Source organism: Bacteroides sp. AF25-5LB (assembly GCF_003602965.1).
In the GTDB taxonomy this organism is placed as follows: Bacteria; Bacteroidota; Bacteroidia; order Bacteroidales; family Bacteroidaceae; genus Bacteroides; species Bacteroides uniformis.
Window position 1 is genome coordinate 288,527 of sequence record NZ_QTMC01000001.1, and the last position, 18,598, is coordinate 307,124.

Below are 18,598 nucleotides of genomic sequence, written 5' to 3' on the forward strand. Positions count from 1 at the left end.
TTATTTTAAGCACGGATTGCACGGATTTTCACGGTTTCTCTTAAATCTATCCGTGTTTTCCGCGCAATCCGTGCCTAAAAGTATAAAAACAAAGTCCCGGCAAGTCTTATACGATAGACATTACCGTATTATTCAACGATCGTTACCCAACCATGAGTATCTGGCTCGTCACCATACTGGATGGCACGCAGCTTGTTGTAAAGCTTCGTACATACCGGTCCCGGTTTTCCATCTTTGGAAATAACGTATGACTTGCCGTTCTCTACGTCGTCAATACGTTCGATGGGGCTGATAACGGCAGCTGTACCGCAGGCACCCGCTTCCTCGAAAGTCAGCAATTCTTCTTCAGGAACCGGACGACGCTCTACCTTCATACCCATATCCTCTGCCAGCTGCATCAGGCTCTTGTTGGTGATGGAGGGCAAGATGGAAGTAGATTTCGGAGTGATATACGTATTGTCCTTGATACCAAAGAAGTTGGCAGCACCACATTCGTCCATGTATTTCTTTTCCTTGGCATCCAGATAGAACTCGCAGGCATAACCCAAATCGTGCGCTTTCTTGTTGGCACGCAAACTGGCTGCATAGTTACCACCTACTTTATAAGTACCGGTACCCAATGGAGCAGCACGGTCGAATTCGCGGATAATGACATACGGATTGGTTGAGAATCCACCCTTAAAGTAAGGACCTACCGGGGTCACGAACACCACAAACAGATATTCGCTGGCAGGATGTACGCCTACTTGTGCACCGGTACCCACCAGCAACGGACGGATATACAGAGAAGCACCCGATTCATAAGGCGGAATGAAACGCTCGTTCAGCTTCACCACCTTCAGAATAGCTTCTTTGAAACGCTCTGTAGAAAGTTCCGGCATCAAGATGCCACGGCAAGTGGATTGCAGGCGGGCTGCATTCTCTTCCAAACGGAAGATACGCACTTTACCGTCTTTGCCACGGAAAGCCTTCAAACCCTCAAACGCTTCCTGACCGTAGTGCAAACAAGTGGCAGCCATATGCATAGGAATGGTTTCCTCACTGCAAACTTCCAGTTCGCCCCATTGTTCGTTACGATAGTAAATTCTCACATTGTAATCTGTCTTCATGTATCCGAACGGCAGATTAGCCCAATCAAGTTCTTTCATATCTCAAAGTATTAGTTACTTCTATTACGTACATTTTGCAACAAAAATAGCTTTTATTCTTCAGATTCCCGCTTCTCCGACAGTAATTTTTCAATTTCCTTATCAGCTTTGGTCAATTTATCGCTGCAAAATGCTATAATTCCATTTGCTTCCTTTATTTTTTCAGCAAGCACATCTATCTCCAGTTCATTGTTGTCTATCTGGCTGACAATTTTCTCCAAACGTGCCATGGCTTCGGAGTAGGTTTCTTTTTTCTTGGACACCATATTATTTACGATTTGACGGTTTACGATTTACGATTGAGGTTACTTCTCCTTTTTGGAGCAGGGTGGTGATTTCATCTCCTTCATTCAGCAAGCCGACATTTTTCACAACCTTCCCGTCTTTCAACGTGATGCTGTAACCGCGGGCAAGCAGCTTTTCCGGTGAAACATCCACCAAGCGCTGCTGCAACAATTCCAGACGGTGGCGATGGCGGGACAAATAGGAAGTGACAGCTTGCACTACATCTTTCCGCGCAGTCAGTAAAGCTATTTTTGCATCGAATATGCAACGGTATGAAGCAGAAGGAATCCGGTTCTTGCAAACAGACAACTTGCGCTGTTCCTGCTGCAACAGATTCCTGACCCCCTCATGCAAGCGGGAAACAAGCATTTCCAGTTCATCGGCGGCATTGTTCATGAGGTCTATCAAGAACTCGGCGGCGGCCGTAGGGGTCTTTACACGGGTATGTGCCACAGAATCCAGCACCGTGTCGTCCCGCTCGTGACCGATACCCGTTATGATAGGTAACGGAAACTGTGCACAAGCAGCAGCAAGCAGATAGGTATCGAAACCGGACAAGTCGGACGTGGCGCCTCCACCGCGAATAATGGCAACCACATCAAACTCGGACAAGCGTGCATTCACCCGGTCGAGAGCAGAAAGGACAGACTCCTCTACACGGTCACCCTGCATCAAGGCAGGAAACAGCTCCGTATAAAAGTAGAACCCCCGGGAATTGTTTTCCAGCTGATGACAGAAGTCACCATAGCCCGCCGCCGTCGGTGAAGATATGACGGCAATACGTTGCGGCAGGCGGGGTATATCCAGTTCTTTATTAAGAGTGAGGACTCCCTCCTCCTCAAGCTGCCTCAATATTTCCCTGCGGCGACGCGCCATATCGCCCAACGTATAGGTGGGATCTATGTCCTGCACTGTCAAACTATATCCATAAAGTTCGTGGAAACTGACAGTGACCTGAACCAGCACTTTGATGCCCGAAACAAATGCCTGCCCCGTAGCCTCCTCAAAATAGGGCTTCAGCAACCGAAACACATTTGCCCAGATGGTGCCTCTCGCCTTAGCTACCAGACTATTGCTACGGGGATCTTTCTGCACAAATTCCAGATAGCAATGCCCTGTACTGTTGGTACGCACATCGCTCAACTCTGCCTGCACCCAAAACTCATCGGGGAGACACTGCTCCAGACTACGGCGCACAAGGGCATTCAACTCTTGTAAAGACAAGGCTTCCATACAGCTATCATTCAACCAGTTATAACTTTATAAAATTTTATCCGTAATAAAGCGGTACTTTATTCGTGATAAAGTGACAATACACTATTGGCAAGCCAACAGAAATTCTCGTTATTTGTTTCTTTCGGACTGATAATCCTGATACGCCTTCCACATATCGGGCACGCCATAGCCATAGATATTATCAGGATAATCCGTACGGTCACCGGAACGGCGCACCAACTCTATCACTTCTTTTGCCGTAAGTTCGGGACAAGCCTGCCACAAGCAAGCCACCATACCGCACATAATGGGTGAGGCAAAAGAGGTACCGTTCGCCCTTCCCTGGTTGCCGTCCGTACGTATAACGTCGGCACCCAGCCCGACGGCTACAACATCCGGCTTTATCCGATGGTCTGCCGTATTCCCTACAGACGAGAAAGGAGCCAGAACAGCTTCCTTGTCGACAGCACCCACCGTCAGCACATTTTCGGCATCGCCCGGAGGCGTAATCTTCTTCCAAGAACCGGTGCCCGAATTTCCGGCACTGCATACCAATACCATGCCCTTATCGGCTATGCGCGATGCCTGACGTGACATCAGCGCATAGTGCCCATCCAGATTGCGGAGCTTATAATTCTTGGATTTATCATCGAAAGCGTAATATCCCAATGAAGTATTAAGCACATCCACTCCCACGCTATCGGCATATTCCACAGCAGCAGCCCAGTAGTCCTGCTCTACCAGATGCTCGGAGTATTCGTCTTCGCTACGCAGCAACCAGAAAGAAGCTTCGGGAGCTGTACCGGTCATGACACCGGGGCGATTCATGGCGATGCACGAGAGCACCGCCATGCCGTGGCTGCTTTCGGCAAATATATCCGATTGGGGATTCACAAAATCCTTCGTACCCAGGATGCGGATATTCTGCATGGCGGTTATCTTGTCGGCATTGTGGAAACCCGCGTCGATAACGGCAATCGTCATTCCTTGTCCCTTGAAGCCTTCTTCGTGCAGCTTATCGCCATTGCTCAGCCGTATCTGGTCGACAGCCAATCCATAAATGCTGTCGGGATGCACGCTCGGGCGGTTTATCAGAGAGTCGCGCTCTGTCGCCATGAACGGCCCGTCACCTCCGGGAGCTATCCAGACCTTTTCCGTCTTCCGAACAAAAGGCAGGGCGGCAATACGCTCTATCAATGCAGAGTCGTTGCAGGACACTGTAACAAAATTCTCCCATTTGCCGGTAACGACAATCTTCGCGCCTTGCCTGCGAATCTCATCCACATACTTACGGCATACCGGAAGGTCTGTCGAGTCTATCGGAAGATTCTGCTTCCGGCGACGCTCAATCGCCTTTTCAGAAAGGAACGCTTCCGGATGTTCCAGCGAATACGTGGTGGCAGCCTTATCCTTCAGGCTGATACGATACTTCAAAGTATCTTGTTGTGCCGATGCTCCCGCCGCAAACAGGACAAAGGCTGAAAGAAGTACAAGTCTTTTCACAATTAGAAATTATAAATTAAAAATTAAAGAAACATCCCGATGCCCCGTTGGGAAGCGATGAATGAGCCTCCAACCACACGCCGGCCGACATAGAACACGGCAGACTGTCCTGGAGCAATGGCAGAAGCCTCCGACAAGAAGTGCACCAGCAGACGCCCGTCCTCCAGGCGCTTCACGGTGCAAGGAATAGGTTTGCTGCGATAACGGATGCGCACGGTGAGTTCTTCCGATCCAAAGAATTCGTCTTCATCCGTCAGATTCTCCTCTTCGGCCAGCATATATCCGGCCTTCAATTGTTCCGCATCGCCCAGCATCACGGTATTCTTCTGCGGATTAATTTTCAGCACATAGGCAGGTTTGCCCAAAGCTATCTCCAGGCCTTTCCTCTGTCCGATAGTGTAGTAAGGAAATCCTTTGTGCTCCCCCAGTTTGACGCCTTCCGAATTGACAAACCATCCCGGCCCCACTTCACTGTCTATCTCCGAGGAATGCTCGCGCAAGAAGTCGCGGTAGTCTCCCTTGATGAAACAGACTTCCATGCTTTCCCCTTCTTCCGCCTTGAGCGTATATCCTTTATCACGAAGATACTCGCGAACCTGCATCTTGGTGAATGCTCCCAACGGGAAGATGCATCGCTTCAACACCTCCTGCCCCAGTCGCCAGAGGAAATAGGACTGGTCTTTCTTATCATCATCCCCGGCAACAATGTAAACCTTCCCGTTCCGTTCCTCCAGACGGGTGTAGTGCCCGGTAGCAATGAACGCACACCCCAACCTGTCCGCCCACTCCGTCAGGATACGGAACTTGAATAACGGATTACACATCACACAAGGATTGGGAGTACGCCCCCGACGATATTCATCGATAAAGTTCTGAACAATAATCTGCCGGAAAGCCTCACGCTCATCTGCCACATGGTGTTCAATTCCCATACTGTCGGCAAGGTTGCGGGCTTCCACCGGTTCGTCTCCCCACACCCACATGGTGAGGCCGACTATCTCATAGCCCTGTTCCCTCAACATCAGGCAAGTGGCGGTACTGTCTATACCTCCGCTCATTCCCACTAATACTCGCTTTTCGGATTTGTTCATATTCTGCCATTCATTCATATAATCTGCAAAAGTACACGTTTTCAAGCAGAATACACAGCTTTTCAGCTAAAGAGAGAGTATTTTCATCCTCCACAGCCTTCACCTTCTTCCTCAACCTTCCTATTCATCGGCTTTTCCGGTAAGACCTCTTTCCTTCGCACTACCGCACCTCATAGGTGTTCCGGCGTTTTCTTATCAATTACGCATCTGTCTTTGATTACACCTCCTTTCCTCTTAGCATAACCATTTATGAATCAGCAGATAATCAGTGCAAAAAGAATGCAACCATTTTGCAGTGACGCTACGCCCCTACTACAGTGAGGTTAGCAGCAGGCAATTGACAGCTCCCGAGCCTTCAACGGGAAAGCGAATACAAGGTTTTTACCCGATAATCCATTTACTGCCCGGTATCAACGAGATGAGCTTGGTTGCCACGAAACAACTGATAAACGTACATACCGCTATAACCGGAATGGCAGCCACAGTGGGCAATCCCAATGTAGACTTAAACACCGACACCCACAAGCCAAGCCAGAAAATGTGCATAAGAAACATGCCGTAGCTGAGTTTAGACATTTCGGCAATGATGCGCGGAGGCTGCGGAATGCTGATACAGCCGAACAACAAAAATGTGCCTGCCGTCAACGCCACGCAATTAAGGGTACAGAAAGCCCATCCCACCTCAATGACCGGTGTAGAATGAACCACTCCTGGAACAGCCTGGACATAGAACGACCATATGGTAGCCGCCGCGCCGACCAGCATAAGCAAGAAACCGACCCGCAGACGCAAGGAGCGCCCCCAAGTAAGATGCACGCGGATATAATGTGCCAGCACAAGATAGCCTAAATAACCCGAAAAATACCATAACATGTGATATTCGTTCCAGAAACACTGTCCCCATACTTCACCAAACCAACGGTTGAGGAAAGGTATACAAGTAGAAATCAGAAACAATCCGATGAAGAAACGTTCTTCTTTGGCCGAAACCTTCTCCAGCCACGGTGAAATGACCGGAATGAACAGATAAAGACTTATCAACGGATACATAAACCAGAAGTGCCCGGCAAGCGCAGGAAAGTTCAGCCAGATACGTGAAAGGTCGTTCAGAGATTGTTCGCCGTCTATCTGTCCCCACAACATGGGCAACGTGCTATATAGTACCATGAAAAAGACGAACGGCGGCATGATGCGCAGGAAACGTTTGCGGTAAAACTGCCAACAGCTTTGTCCTTTCTTCATCGGTGCAAGCAGATAAGCCGAAACAATCATGAACAGAGGCACAGACATACGAGAGAAACCATCATAAACTGATACCCACAACCTATCGCCCTCATTCTGAAGGAAAGACTGCGGTCCTACCATATCTGTAGAGCCGGCAGCTCCATAAAAATTCTCACTGGCATGAACCAACATGACCAAGAAGCACGCAAACACGCGCACGTAATCCAAAAAAGCAATACGTTTCATTTTATTTTAAGTTTTCTATTTATGCAAGTCAGGAGTTAAAGATGTCAGCACTTCACTACTGTCCGCATCATTCATCAATTTATTCTCTTGTATTCGGGAACGCAGATATCCTTAACCGCGCAGCTCCCATAGGGATGAGTGTGATTTCTTCTTTGTCGCCTCTCGCTGCATCCTCTTCGGGCAACACGCCACACAACCCGGTTTCATCTATTTCCCATTCGGGAACCAATCGGCCGACAGCCTTCACCTCCAAAGGTACATTGGCCACCGTAAAAGGGTAGTCGTCGGCCGGCCATGATTTACGGATTACCTCGAAGTGTTTCAAGGGTTCTGTCTTGTCCAACACCAGCGAATAATTCCACGCGCTGCCGGAATATATCTCAGTAGTGGGCCATTTTTGAGGGTCAGCATCTTTTTGCCATTTAGAATCACCGATGGCCGTTTCGCGGCTGTCCTTCTCCACATATTTCTCAGCAATCTTAAGAGAGAGCGTGAGAGGACCGTAATCCACACTTACGCTGTTTTTATTGACCTGCCAGGTGCGCATGGACAAAGACATCGGAAACGTCAATTCCACACAGTCACCATCCGACCACTCGCGATGGATGCAGAGATACTTCCCTGCCACGGGAACCGCATCCACTTCCTCACCATTCACGCACACTTTCGCCTTTTGAGTCCATGAAGGGATTCGGAAATAGAACGGGAAGACGACTTTTCCCTCGGTAGAGACAGAAAAACGGATGTCTTCCTCAAAAGGATAATTCGTCTCTTCGTGCAAAGTGATTTCCTTTCCATCAGCTACTTTCACCACAGCTTTGCAAGCTGCATAAAGAGCCGTTGCCACTCCATTGTCGGGAGTTGCCAAAACCAGATGCTCGGCAAAGTAGGGCCAGCCTTGTGCATGATTGTGCTGACAGCAACGACTGCTGAAAGGATTCATCGAAAGAAACGGTCCGCGGTTGTCAATGCCCGGATGATGATTCTTGGAATCACTGACGACATGGTTCGGGCAAGTGATGTAGCGCAACGCTTTAAAATCCGGCATCACGGCAACCGGATAAGAGTTAAATGCAACTTCTTCGCAATGCTCGGCCCATAAGGGATCGCCCGTTATGCGAAGCATAATTTCATCAGAAGCCATCTGCTCAACCAGCCCGCAGGTTTCCACCCCTTGGCGGGGGTCGATATATCCCAAACGGGCATTCTCATCTGCCCCGAACATGCCACCGGGCACTTGCCCGAAAGTACGACGAATCAGTCGATGGACATTATAAGAGGCTTTCAGCATGGCAGAATCACCGGTCTGCATATAATAAGTAGCAGGCTCACGGAAACATTGGGCAATGTTTACGTTGTGCCAGTTGGGCAAAGAGGTCGACTGAGTCCAGTCCGCAGTATTGCGATGAATCTTTTCGGCCAATTCGAGCAAAAAAGCATCTCCCGTATGACTGTAAAGCCAGTAAATGCTAATGATATTATCGCCTCCACGACTATTCTCCCAAAAGTCTTCCAGAAGTCGGTCGTCGGGAACCGTCATCTGCCATCTAAAGTAGTTTGTCATCAGGTCTATGACACGCTGGTCTTGAGAATACTCGTAATAAGATTGCAGGCACCAGAGCATAATCATCTGTGCCCAAAGTTCGCGTTTTCCATTGCGTTCGTTGACCGGGCCGAAATAACCGTCCGGCTGGCGACTGGCAAATACGCCTTCGATCCAGTATTTGGTTTCTTCTATCATCTTCGGATCATTCAGAATATATGCCAAACTGCTATACCCTTTGAGCCAATAGGGAACTTCCTCCCAACCATGGTCCCCACCGGTCGTAAGCCAAGCGTTGTCATCCTTTTCCAACCAAGCACTGATTTCCCCTAAATGTCCGGTCAGGCCGTCGCGCTGCAACTCCAGAAATTTCCTTACCCACCCCTCGGGACGGATGTTGCCTACTGGCAATTTTATAAAGTTCAATGGACGAAGCGGGGCACGGTAACCCATATAATTAGTATTGACAGCATGTATATCCGGCCGGTCAACCACCGTCACCGTACCAGCAGAAGAGGCAGAAGTACAAGCCATAACCGAAATTGCCAATGCCACGAAAAGGAAGGCAGCCACCCATGTATATAAGTTCTTCATGTTATATCTTAATCAATGCTATTCAATAAATCCACCTTCCCTTCATTAACCAACTTCAATATCAACTCACCGAAAAGGGTGTTCTGCCAAGCAAACCAAGGGCGGGTGAAGTTAGTTGCATCATCCTTATGGAACGACTCGTGCATGAAGCCCGTACCGGCATCCGTATCCATCAGCATCTTGATGCAAGTTTTGATTTCGGCATCATCCCGGCTTGTGAAAGCTTTCATCATAATGCTCATAGGCCACACCATGTCATAGCCGATATGCGGTCCGCCGATACCTTCACCGGCTTTGCCGCAGAAGAAATAAGGATTGCTGTCGCTCCACACAAAACGGCGGGTATTCTGATAAATAGGGTCATTGACGTCTACATCTCCCAGATAGGGCATGGCAAGCAAGCTAGGCACATTGGCATCGTCCATCAGCAAATGATTACCGAAACCATCAACCTCGAAAGCATAAATGGTACCAAATTCAGGATGATTGTAGGTTGCATAGCGTTTCAAAGCCATTTCCACCTCATCGGCCAAGGCACGGCAATCGGCAGCCAAAGCAGTCTCCTTGTTCACTGTTTCCAGAATCTCGGCAGCCTTACGCAAGGAAGTGACAGCAAAGAAGTTGGAAGGCACAAGGAACTGAAGCGTTGTGGCATCGTCCGACGGGCGGAAGCAGGACACGATAAGTCCCACCGGACGGACAGGAGCACCCAGACCATCATTGTTCAGCGTATCGAGCGCACGCTCCGTCTTGCGTTGAAATTTGTAGGGACCGGCACCCTCTTTGCGCTGCTGCTGACAAAAAGTAGTATAAATATTGCGGATGGCTTCCAGCCATTCAGCACCGAAAACCGAAGTGTCACCCGTCACCTGCCAGTAGTGATAAGCCAACCGTAAAGGATAACAAAGCGAGTCGATTTCCCATTTACGTTCATGCAGTTCGGGCTTCATGTCAGTAAGGTCACTCATCCAATGCCCATCGGGCAGCGCACCATCGTTGTAAGCATTCGCATATGGGTCGATATTGATACATTTGAACTGGCGTAGAATAACACCGGCCAGCATCTCTTTCAGTTTCGGGTCGTTATTGGCAAGCTGCACATATGGCCATACTTGCGCCCCTGAGTCACGCAACCACATAGCATGGATGTCACCCGTATATACAAAAGTATCAGGCTTTCCATCGCTGCCCTTGCGGAAGTGCACAGTAGTATCCAGCGTATTTGGAAAACAGTTGGCAAACATCCAGGAAAGCTTGCGGTTCTTCAAAAGCATCTGTACACGGACAATCTCTTTCTCCACGGCAGTGGAACGGAAAAGTCGTTGTTTCTCTTTAGGACGGTTAGAGGTATAGTTACCGGCAGATACCGTATTATCCTGCACGGCTACAAAGCCCGCATCGGCAAGAAGGCAGCTACTATTGACAGCCTGAACCATCCCGGCAGCCGCAGCCAGGACAAGGCTGAAACAAATCTTTTTGGAATTAAGACTCATATTTCTTCTATATAAATTTGAATTGAAAATTGCTATTAGTCAAGTGGAGGGGTGGTAGCTTTCACTCCCTCGAAAGTCATGCGCACCGGCTTTATCTTTCCTTTTTTGTCAAAGTACATCCGGTCAATGCAGGTGGCACGGCTGTTTGCTGCCGTTTCTCCCAACGGGCGACGGTGGTAAATGATGTACCATTCGTCCTTACCTTTTCCACGCACCACTGAATGATGTCCGGCACCGGTAGCCACATCGGCATCCTGCTGAAGAATGATTCCCTCGCGATGGAACGGCCCGAAAGGAGAGTCGGCAATGGCATAGGCCACACGGTAGTCGGGACTTCCCCAACCGCCTTCCGACCACATGAAGTAATACTTTCCGTTACGTTTCAACATGAAAGGACCTTCCACATAGTCCTGAGGAGTCACTTCTTTATAGACTGTGCCATCATCAAAAGGAACGACACTAAGTAAATCGGAAGACAGTTTCACGATGTTGCAATGCCCCCATCCGCCATAGTACATATAGTAAGTGCCATCGTCATCACGGAACACAAACTGGTCGATGGGCTGTGCGCCATTCACAATTTTATCAATCAGGGGCTTGCCCAGCACATCTTTGAAAGGACCTGCCGGATTGTCTGCCACAGCCACACCGATACCGCCAATCTCAGAGTTGTTCTGTATATCGTTCCCTCCGAAGAAAAGATAATAGCGGTCATTGGCCTCGATAACAGCCGGCGCCCACAAAGCACGGCGCAACCATGGGATATTTTCCTTTGAAAGCACGCGTGGATGTTTGGTCCAATGCACCAAGTCGGGCGAAGAATAGGCATCCATAAAAGTCTGTTCATCATAAGGAGCGGAATATGTAGGATAAATCCAGAACTTCCCGTCCAGCACTACTCCCTCAGGGTCGGCATACCAACCGGGAAAAATCGGATTGCCGCTACGTTTCTTTTGAACTTCTTCACCAGATTGCGCATAAACAGAAGAAGAGGAGCAAAACAATGCCAAGCAGTAAATAGTAAGTTTCTTAAGTTTCATGGTAAATAGGGTTTTCAAACAGTGATTTATCGTAAGAGAGAGAGGGTGTGTCAAAACGTTTTTCAGCTATCACTCCGTCAGACATTCGGCACACCCTCATCATTAATTGCTATGGTTTTGGCTTTGAGGTCACTTCTTCTTTTTAAGCGTTTTCGAGAAGGAGTAAGGAGCATCCTCCTCTCCTGTCCCACGCAGTTTGTTGGGCACATTGTCCATAGTGAAGCGCAGCGAGGAGCCGTTCGTCAGTTGCTCGTGTGTCAGAAAGTTGCGTGTATAGTCAACGCCATCCACTGTAAGTTTCTGCACGTAGCGGTTGGCACGACTATTCTCAGGAGCTTCAATCGTCACAGTCTTGCCATTTTCCAAGTGCAGACGCACAGAACGGAAAAGAGGAGCACCCAGCACATACTGATCTGTACCCGGACAGACGGGATAGAATCCCAAAGCTGAAAACACGTACCAAGCAGATGTCTGGCCGTTGTCCTCATCACCGCAATAGCCGTCGGGATTGGCACTGTACATACGCTCCATAACCTCACGCAGCCAGTACTGCGCCTTCCACGGCTGGGAGGAATAGTTATAGAGGTAAATCATGTGCTGTATGGGCTGGTTGCCGTGAGCGTAGTTGCCCATGTTCATGATCTGCATCTCCCGAATTTCGTGGATGACACTGCCATAATAACTTTCGTCGAACACAGGCGGCAACACAAACACGGAATCCATCATCTGGTTGAAGGAGTCCTTGCCACCCATCAGGTCAATGAGTCCTTGCGGATCGTGGAAAACCGACCACGAATAATGCCAACTGTTTCCTTCGGTGAAGGCGTCACCCCACTTCAAGGGGTTGAAAGGCGATTGGAACGTACCGTCTTCATTCTTGCCGCGCATCAACTTATGGGCAGGGTCGAAAAGATTCCGGTAGTTCAGCGCGCGTTTGGCAAAAGGAGCCAGTTCTTTCTTCGACTTGCCGAGCGAAAGTCCCAACTGGTAGATGCACCAATCATCATAAGCATACTCCAGCGTACGGGCTACATTTTCGTTGATACCCACATTATAGGGCACATAACCCAGCTTGTTGTAATACTCATGTCCCAGGCGTCCGGTAGAGGAAACCTCGGGATGCACATTCTCCGTACCGCTCTTCACAGCATTCCATAATGTCTCGATGTCGTAGCCACGCAGACCTTTCAGCCAGGCATCCGCCACCACAGAGGCGGAATTGTTGCCCACCATGCAACCACGGTGTCCCGGACTGGCCCATTCGGGCAGGAAACCGCTCTCCTTGTAAGTGTTGGCCAATCCTTCCTGCATCTTGGCATTCATGGATGGATACATCAGGTTGAGAAAGGGGAAGAGACAACGGAAAGTGTCCCAAAAACCGGTGTCGGTAAACATATAGCCGGGCAGCACCTCACCATTATAGGGGCTGTAGTGCATTACCTGACCTTGCGCATCTATCTCGTAGAAACTGCGCGGGAAAAGCACAGAACGGTAGAAACAAGAGTAGAAAGTACGCAGACGGTCGAGGTCGGTATCCTGCACTTCAATGCGGCCCAGTACCCGGTTCCATTCGTCACGCCCGGCTTTCGCCACCTCTTCAAGCGTCCGGTCACCCAGTTCCTTCAAGTTCAACTCGGCCTGCTCGTGACTGATGAACGAGGAAGCCACACGTACATTCACCTGCTCGCCACGGAGGGTATGAAAACCGATGATGCCACCGGCATGATTGGCACTTGCCTCGGTGGTACGGGGGGCAATCTTTCCGTCCTTCACGGCAGCAGTATAAGTAAAAGGCTTATCGAACTGCAATACAAAGTAGTTCTTGAAATTGCTTGGCACACCACCACTGTTCTTGGTGGTGTAGCCTATGATTTTCTTTTCAGCCGGAATGATTTTCACAAAAGAACCGTTGTCCATGGCATCGACCACCACATAGGCTTCCTCCGTTTCAGGGAAAGTGAAACGGAAGGCAGCGGCACGCTCGGTAGGAGCAAACTCCGCCGTCACATCATGGTCGGCAAGATAGACTTTATAATAATAAGGAGTGGCGGTCTCGGCTTTATGAGAAAACCAACTGGCACGCTCGTCCTGGTCGAAAGCCACCTTTCCGGTGATAGGCATAATGGCAAACTGTCCGTAATCGTTAATCCACGGACTGGGCTGGTGTGTCTGCTTGAATCCGCGAATCTTGTCGGCATCATAAGTATAAGCCCATCCATCCCCCATAGTACCGGTCTGTGATGTCCAGAAATTCATACCCCAAGGCATTGCCACAGCAGGATAAGTGTTGCCCGTAGAAAGGGCATGCTTGGATTGCGTGCCAACCAAGGTGCTGACGTAATCAACAGGAGTAATCGGCTCGTCAACCGGCAGTAAGGCCGCCTGCATACCGCCTACAAGAAGGAGGGCGGTTCCCCATGCAAAAAGTCTTTTCATTCGTTTAATAGATTTTGTCATTGTTTATTTCCAATCAGCTTGCCTTCAAGCATTTTCATGTAATATCCGCCTACTACCGAGCGGGCCTTGAAGCCACGCCAATTGGGCTTGTCGGTAAACACCCAGTCGGACATAGGCACGCGGTCTATCGTTTCGTTCATGAACTTATGCAGAGGAACGATGAATTCACGGAAAGTGGCCAGGTCAGGAGCCATTGTAGCAGTCCACATGATCCAGTCGGTCTTGGTATAAGTCTCACGACTGTCCAGAGGCAAACCATAAATATTCTGCTTCGTCAGATAATAAGGTATCTCCATTTCTGCAATTTTTGTGTCAAAGATGTTCAGTCCGAGCAATTTATCCCAGACAAGGTTGTACTTCTGGCTCCAGGTACCCGGCTTGTCAAAGGTCAGACGATAATGGTCGCCGTCGTTGGCCATACGTTCCCACTCAGCCGCCATCTGACGGGCCTTCGTTGTATAGCTTTCGGCAACATCCTTCTTGCCGAGCATTTCGGCCAACCGGCCATAAGAGGCCACCCCTAAAATTGCCTTGATGGAAAGATTCGTGTTATGGGCAAAGTGTCCGGCGAAGTCGTCGGTACAGAGCTGGTTCTCAGGATCGAGTCCCTTTTCCACCAGATAGTCGGTCCAGGTGGTGAGCACTTCCCAATGTTTGGCAGCATAGTCGGCATTGCCTTCTACGGCAGCAATGGCAGCCGTAAGAATCAGCATGTTTCCACTCTCCTCAACCGGCATATCGCCTCCGTAAACCTGTCCGTTGGCAAGAGGATAGGTACCCAAATCATGGGCGGCGAAGGGCTTGGTCCATTTGCCGCTTTCACTATAATGGAAGATACCGTTCATCATGCCTTTCTCCAGTTCAGGATTATAGATCAGATAGAGGGGAGCCGAGGGGTAGGTCAGGTCCACCGTATTGATACAGCCGTTACTGTTGTTTTCCTTCGACAGCCACAAAAGGTCACCGTTGGGAGCTTCCACCAGCTTGTGGGCGGCAATGGACTGACGGTAGGCCAACGCGCAGAGTTCGGCATATTCCTTGCCGCCTACGGCAGAAGCATCCTCCATTAACTTTTTATCGAAGGCATAGCAGCGTGCCAGCAACTCGTCATACTCATTGTAGGCGGCCAGCATTTCCGACTCGATGGTACGGTCGCCTCTCGAGTTCCAGTAAGAACGCAAGTTTGTACCGAAGTATTGGATGGAATAGATGTCGTCATATCCCAGCATTATCTTGTCGGTAACCTTCCTCACTTTACCATAGTCACGCACCAAGGCCATATTCCCGTTGCTGTCCTCACCCGCAAGCGAAGCTGAATTAAAGGTGCCGTTCACGAAGTTCTTGCGCAGTTCGGTACTGTTGCCGATGCTGTATGCTGTGTTTTCTTTACCGGAAACCATATAGAAATATCCCCAGTCAATGCGAAGGTCATCGCCCTGCTTAGCCAGGATATTCTGCTCTTTGCTTCCGCTCTTCAAGTAAAGCAGCCCGTCAGCTTCATATCCCTCGCTTGCAGATTGCTGGTAAGGCTGGTCGAGCGCCCAGCGCGGCGAGGCCTCAAAGTACACCTCCACATCGTGTTCCTTGCCATCACGGGCAGCAACACTGTAAGTAAGGTAATTCACGGGGCGGCTCAACAGCTTCAGGTCTTCCATGAAAAGAGGTGCCGTGAAAGTGACTTTCAAGTCGACATCACCACAGGTAAAAGCGTAGTGTGTCTGCATGGGCTGCACGTCAGCAGAGGTCTGCACAGCTGTGTTGCCAAACACGGTTTCCTGATGTTTCGGAATCTGCAGGCCGAAGTCGAGCAGACCGTTGCCGACCGGATTGATACACTCGGCGGCAATGATGTTGTCTCCTTGTTTCAAAGCAGCCAAAGCCTCATCGGAAAGTTTCACGACCTTGTTCTTATTGCATGTGGTTCCCGTACTGTGTATCTTCACTCCGTTGATATAGAATACGGCATCATCATCATTGGAGAATTCCAGATAGACAGGTATGCCGGTCAAATCGCGGTCGATATTTACCGTACGGCGCACCCAGATATTGCGGGTTCCCCATTGGGTCTTGGCTGTAGGCTCATTTTCTTTGGTACCAAAGGCACCACGGTCCGACTTCCATCCGGAATCATTGTAATCGGCAGATGTCCAGTCGCCAGCGGGCTTGTCTGTGATATACCGTCCAGTCCACTCCCCTTGCTGAGAGGTGGGCACGATTGCATTCATCTCCAATTCTTCAGTCCCCATAAAACGGTAGGAAACACCGTCTACCTTCACCACGCCAATCAGAGGGAAATCCTTACCCGTCCAATGGCGAACGGGGCTGTCATAAAGGTTATCGCTCATGGACCATGCACTGGCATAAGGGTCGATGGTAACAAGCGGGTAGGCTGGAGCTCTCAAGTCATTCTTGACGACTTCATAAGACGTATCCTTGTCACTGCACGCAAAAAGGCATGATGCCAACAAGGGGTATAAAAGCTTTTTTCTCATATCGTTTATATAATATAATTGTTTATGTTGTTAAATGCTAAAAAATAAAAGGTCTGAGATTACCAGCAAAACTTCACCGACACTCCGTCAGGATTATTCTCAAACTCTATCAAATAGGTATGACTTGCTGCATGCCAACGCTTGGTATCGAATACTTCTTTGCCATCGACTGTCACACTCTTAGGACAACTCGGCAACAGTACCCGCGATACGTTTGAAGTCTCGGCAGGACTTTTCGCCACATAGGAATACCAGCCTTTTCCGCGTTCTTCCTGTTCTTCGCGACTTGCCGAAGCCAGCACTTGAGGCTTCTTCTTACCGGCTACACGTTCTACATTCAGCAACAAGGCTTGCTCACCCGGATTTATCCGCTTGGAAGTGTATATCGGTAATTTGGGATCAAAAAGGTCAATCAAACATCCTTCCACAGTAAACGGCTCGTCGCTCACACTCTCTTCAAGCACAGCAGCCAAGTCGTAATCTCCCCTTTGCAGATAGAAGTTGTTTTTGAACTCCAGCTTTCCCGCTTTCGCGTTCTGCTCGTACATCCGGGCCGCAAGATACAAAAAATATTTGTCACCACCCTCATGCAGGACATAATCTTTAGGATCGGTACGAATAACACATACAGTTCCCTTACCGTAACTATATTCTCCCTAATTCGGCCAGGCAGGAAGCCCCATCTGCTCAAAAAGATGTGCGGAAGGGGTAGCATAGTTATGCCCGTTGGTATTCCACCATTCCCTTACATTCTGGAAAGGGTCGTTGTCCGTTCCACTATAAATCAATACTCCCCCTTTCTTCACCCAATCGGCTATGTGGCTGTGCGCTTCAGGCTCAAGCGGTTTCATGTTCGCATAAGTCATCAACAACACTTTTGTGTCAGCCAGCGCTTCCTTATAGCCGAGGTTCTCAATGTGGACGGTCTTGACGGGTACCCCTCGTTTGAGCAAAGGCAACGCCTGACCGTAGAAATTCGCCAATTGTGGGTCTTCATATCCGTTGTGCGTAGGGAAACGCTGGAACATCAAGGAGTTTGCCATCAGTACGCTGAATCCTTTGCTTCCGGTCAGTTCTTTATCAGTCAGAGGCATACGGTTCAAGGCATTAATCATCACCTGCATCTGTGTGGAATAGAAACGGGGAATACGTTCTTTCTTGTCGCTATTGGCACTTGTCCGATATAGTCCTTCGTAGATACGTTCCGGCCAAGGCATCACTTCGTAATCGGCTATATTGGGATAGAGTAATTGTGCAGTAAAGGTAGCCTGATAGTTTTTCTTATAATCTGCCCAGTCACGCGGCCAGTCTTCGATAGGGTCGGTCAGAAAGAACATCTTGCGACCAGTAGGAGCAGTCATTGACTCCATAGAGCCATACTCCAGATAGGCAGTCTCGAACACACGCTCACGTTTGCGACCGTCAAAGAAATTCGGCTCACGCGAAGTTCCGGTCCACACCTGAGCAATGTAACCGTCCACACAAGGAAGTGAGGCAAGGCTTGCTTCTGGACTGACAATCTGCCATTGCGAATAGTTCACCAGCGAGTGGGTGGGAACGTAGCACTTCACGTCCATCCCTTTGCTTTTACCATATTCTTTGGCAAAGGTGAAAACTTCATTCAGTGCACGATAGTACAAGTAATACTTGAGTTTGCTCGACAAGTAAGTATTTTCCGGAGACTCGTGTTGCGGTCTCCACTCGAAGCCATAGTATTTTTTCCATTCCTCCTTAAAAGAATCACTGTAACCGGCTCTTGCCCAAAATTCAGGCTCTTCCATGAAGATGGCATCCACACCGGCGTCGATTACCCTCTTCACATGTCTCTCTTTCAGATAACTTAAAAAATTCTCCGACGGTACGATATAGGGCACCATGTGACCGTGCCATATCGTATCTCCAGTCTGTGTGACTTGTCCCTCATCCAAATGCCATTTCCCGTCCCATTGTCCGGTAAAATAGTCCTGATATTCACCCCAAGCAATACCGGTCATAAAGTGTATGATATATCCACGCTCTTTCCAGGACTTCACCCGTTCCTCAAAAGATAGTTTGCGTGATTTATCCGAAGGATTTCCCCCTACTCCATACACCATCACCGCATCGGCCCTATTGTCTATAGAAGGCTTCCACTCGCGTGAGGTTTGAAAAGTGGTTTTAACATTGTTCTTGGTCTGAGCATCTACAGAGATGCCTATTGCCAAGACAGTCAAACTTATCAAAAAATGTTTTTGCTTCATATTGGTTTCTTGTTTTTATGGTATTAA

The 18,598-nt window shown here is 49.1% G+C and carries 11 protein-coding genes and 1 pseudogene; all 12 read right to left on the reverse strand.

The window, feature by feature from the left end; all coding sequences use genetic code 11:
- Nucleotides 1-128 precede the first annotated feature (128 nt).
- A complete protein-coding gene (locus tag DWY57_RS01220) occupies nucleotides 129-1,148 on the reverse strand; it encodes a branched-chain amino acid aminotransferase (RefSeq protein ID WP_016273137.1) in 1,020 nt (339 codons plus the stop codon).
- A 53-nt stretch (nucleotides 1,149-1,201) separates the two neighbouring features.
- Nucleotides 1,202-1,414 (reverse strand): exodeoxyribonuclease VII small subunit, encoded by a 213-nt coding sequence (gene xseB, locus DWY57_RS01225; protein WP_117600805.1) that lies wholly within the window; start codon nucleotides 1,412-1,414, stop codon nucleotides 1,202-1,204.
- A 1-nt stretch (nucleotide 1,415) separates the two neighbouring features.
- Entirely contained in the window at nucleotides 1,416-2,666 is a 1,251-nt protein-coding gene (gene xseA, locus DWY57_RS01230) for an exodeoxyribonuclease VII large subunit (protein WP_119961228.1), read from the reverse strand.
- A gap of 111 nt (nucleotides 2,667-2,777) precedes the next feature.
- Nucleotides 2,778-4,151 (reverse strand): S8 family serine peptidase, encoded by a 1,374-nt coding sequence (locus DWY57_RS01235; RefSeq protein ID WP_098032180.1) that lies wholly within the window; start codon nucleotides 4,149-4,151, stop codon nucleotides 2,778-2,780.
- 23 nt (nucleotides 4,152-4,174) lie between these two features.
- The gene (gene mnmA, locus DWY57_RS01240; RefSeq protein ID WP_098032197.1) at nucleotides 4,175-5,242 is read right to left on the reverse strand and encodes a tRNA 2-thiouridine(34) synthase MnmA; all 1,068 of its coding nucleotides are present in this window, start codon (nucleotides 5,240-5,242) and stop codon (nucleotides 4,175-4,177) included.
- Nucleotides 5,243-5,623: 381 nt separating this feature from the next.
- Nucleotides 5,624-6,712: an acyltransferase gene (locus tag DWY57_RS01245; RefSeq protein WP_098032181.1), complete on the reverse strand. Its 1,089-nt coding sequence runs from the start codon at nucleotides 6,710-6,712 to the stop codon at nucleotides 5,624-5,626.
- A 79-nt stretch (nucleotides 6,713-6,791) separates the two neighbouring features.
- Nucleotides 6,792-8,789, reverse strand: coding sequence for a beta-L-arabinofuranosidase domain-containing protein (locus tag DWY57_RS01250; protein ID WP_229104717.1), 1,998 nt, complete (start codon nucleotides 8,787-8,789; stop codon nucleotides 6,792-6,794).
- A 68-nt stretch (nucleotides 8,790-8,857) separates the two neighbouring features.
- A complete protein-coding gene (locus DWY57_RS01255) occupies nucleotides 8,858-10,342 on the reverse strand; it encodes a glycoside hydrolase family 125 protein (protein WP_117713799.1) in 1,485 nt (494 codons plus the stop codon).
- A 35-nt stretch (nucleotides 10,343-10,377) separates the two neighbouring features.
- A complete protein-coding gene (locus DWY57_RS01260) occupies nucleotides 10,378-11,382 on the reverse strand; it encodes a glycoside hydrolase family 43 protein (protein WP_098032184.1) in 1,005 nt (334 codons plus the stop codon).
- 129 nt (nucleotides 11,383-11,511) lie between these two features.
- Nucleotides 11,512-13,818, reverse strand: coding sequence for a GH92 family glycosyl hydrolase (locus DWY57_RS01265; protein ID WP_119961229.1), 2,307 nt, complete (start codon nucleotides 13,816-13,818; stop codon nucleotides 11,512-11,514).
- Nucleotides 13,819-13,835: 17 nt separating this feature from the next.
- Complete coding sequence (locus DWY57_RS01270) at nucleotides 13,836-16,331, reverse strand: DUF4965 domain-containing protein (RefSeq protein ID WP_098032186.1); 2,496 nt, start codon at nucleotides 16,329-16,331, stop codon at nucleotides 13,836-13,838.
- A 59-nt stretch (nucleotides 16,332-16,390) separates the two neighbouring features.
- Nucleotides 16,391-18,571, reverse strand: a pseudogene (locus tag DWY57_RS01275) (hypothetical protein).
- Between the last annotated feature and the right edge of the window lie 27 nt (nucleotides 18,572-18,598).

Excerpts from the sequence above, each read along its gene's own strand:
- DWY57_RS01255 (WP_117713799.1), bottom strand. The coding sequence starts at position 10,342 with ATGAGTCTTAATTCCAAAAAGATTTGTTTCAGCCTTGTCCTGGCTGCG.
- DWY57_RS01265 (WP_119961229.1), bottom strand. The coding sequence starts at position 13,818 with ATGAAAAGACTTTTTGCATGGGGAACCGCCCTCCTTCTTGTAGGCGGT.
- DWY57_RS01245 (WP_098032181.1), bottom strand. The coding sequence starts at position 6,712 with ATGAAACGTATTGCTTTTTTGGATTACGTGCGCGTGTTTGCGTGCTTC.
- DWY57_RS01250 (WP_229104717.1), bottom strand. The coding sequence starts at position 8,789 with ATGGCTTGTACTTCTGCCTCTTCTGCTGGTACGGTGACGGTGGTTGAC.
- mnmA (WP_098032197.1), bottom strand. The coding sequence starts at position 5,242 with ATGAACAAATCCGAAAAGCGAGTATTAGTGGGAATGAGCGGAGGTATA.
- xseB (WP_117600805.1), bottom strand. The coding sequence starts at position 1,414 with ATGGTGTCCAAGAAAAAAGAAACCTACTCCGAAGCCATGGCACGTTTG.
- DWY57_RS01260 (WP_098032184.1), bottom strand. The coding sequence starts at position 11,382 with ATGAAACTTAAGAAACTTACTATTTACTGCTTGGCATTGTTTTGCTCC.
- DWY57_RS01270 (WP_098032186.1), bottom strand. The coding sequence starts at position 16,331 with ATGAGAAAAAAGCTTTTATACCCCTTGTTGGCATCATGCCTTTTTGCG.
- DWY57_RS01220 (WP_016273137.1), bottom strand. The coding sequence starts at position 1,148 with ATGAAAGAACTTGATTGGGCTAATCTGCCGTTCGGATACATGAAGACA.
- xseA (WP_119961228.1), bottom strand. The coding sequence starts at position 2,666 with ATGGAAGCCTTGTCTTTACAAGAGTTGAATGCCCTTGTGCGCCGTAGT.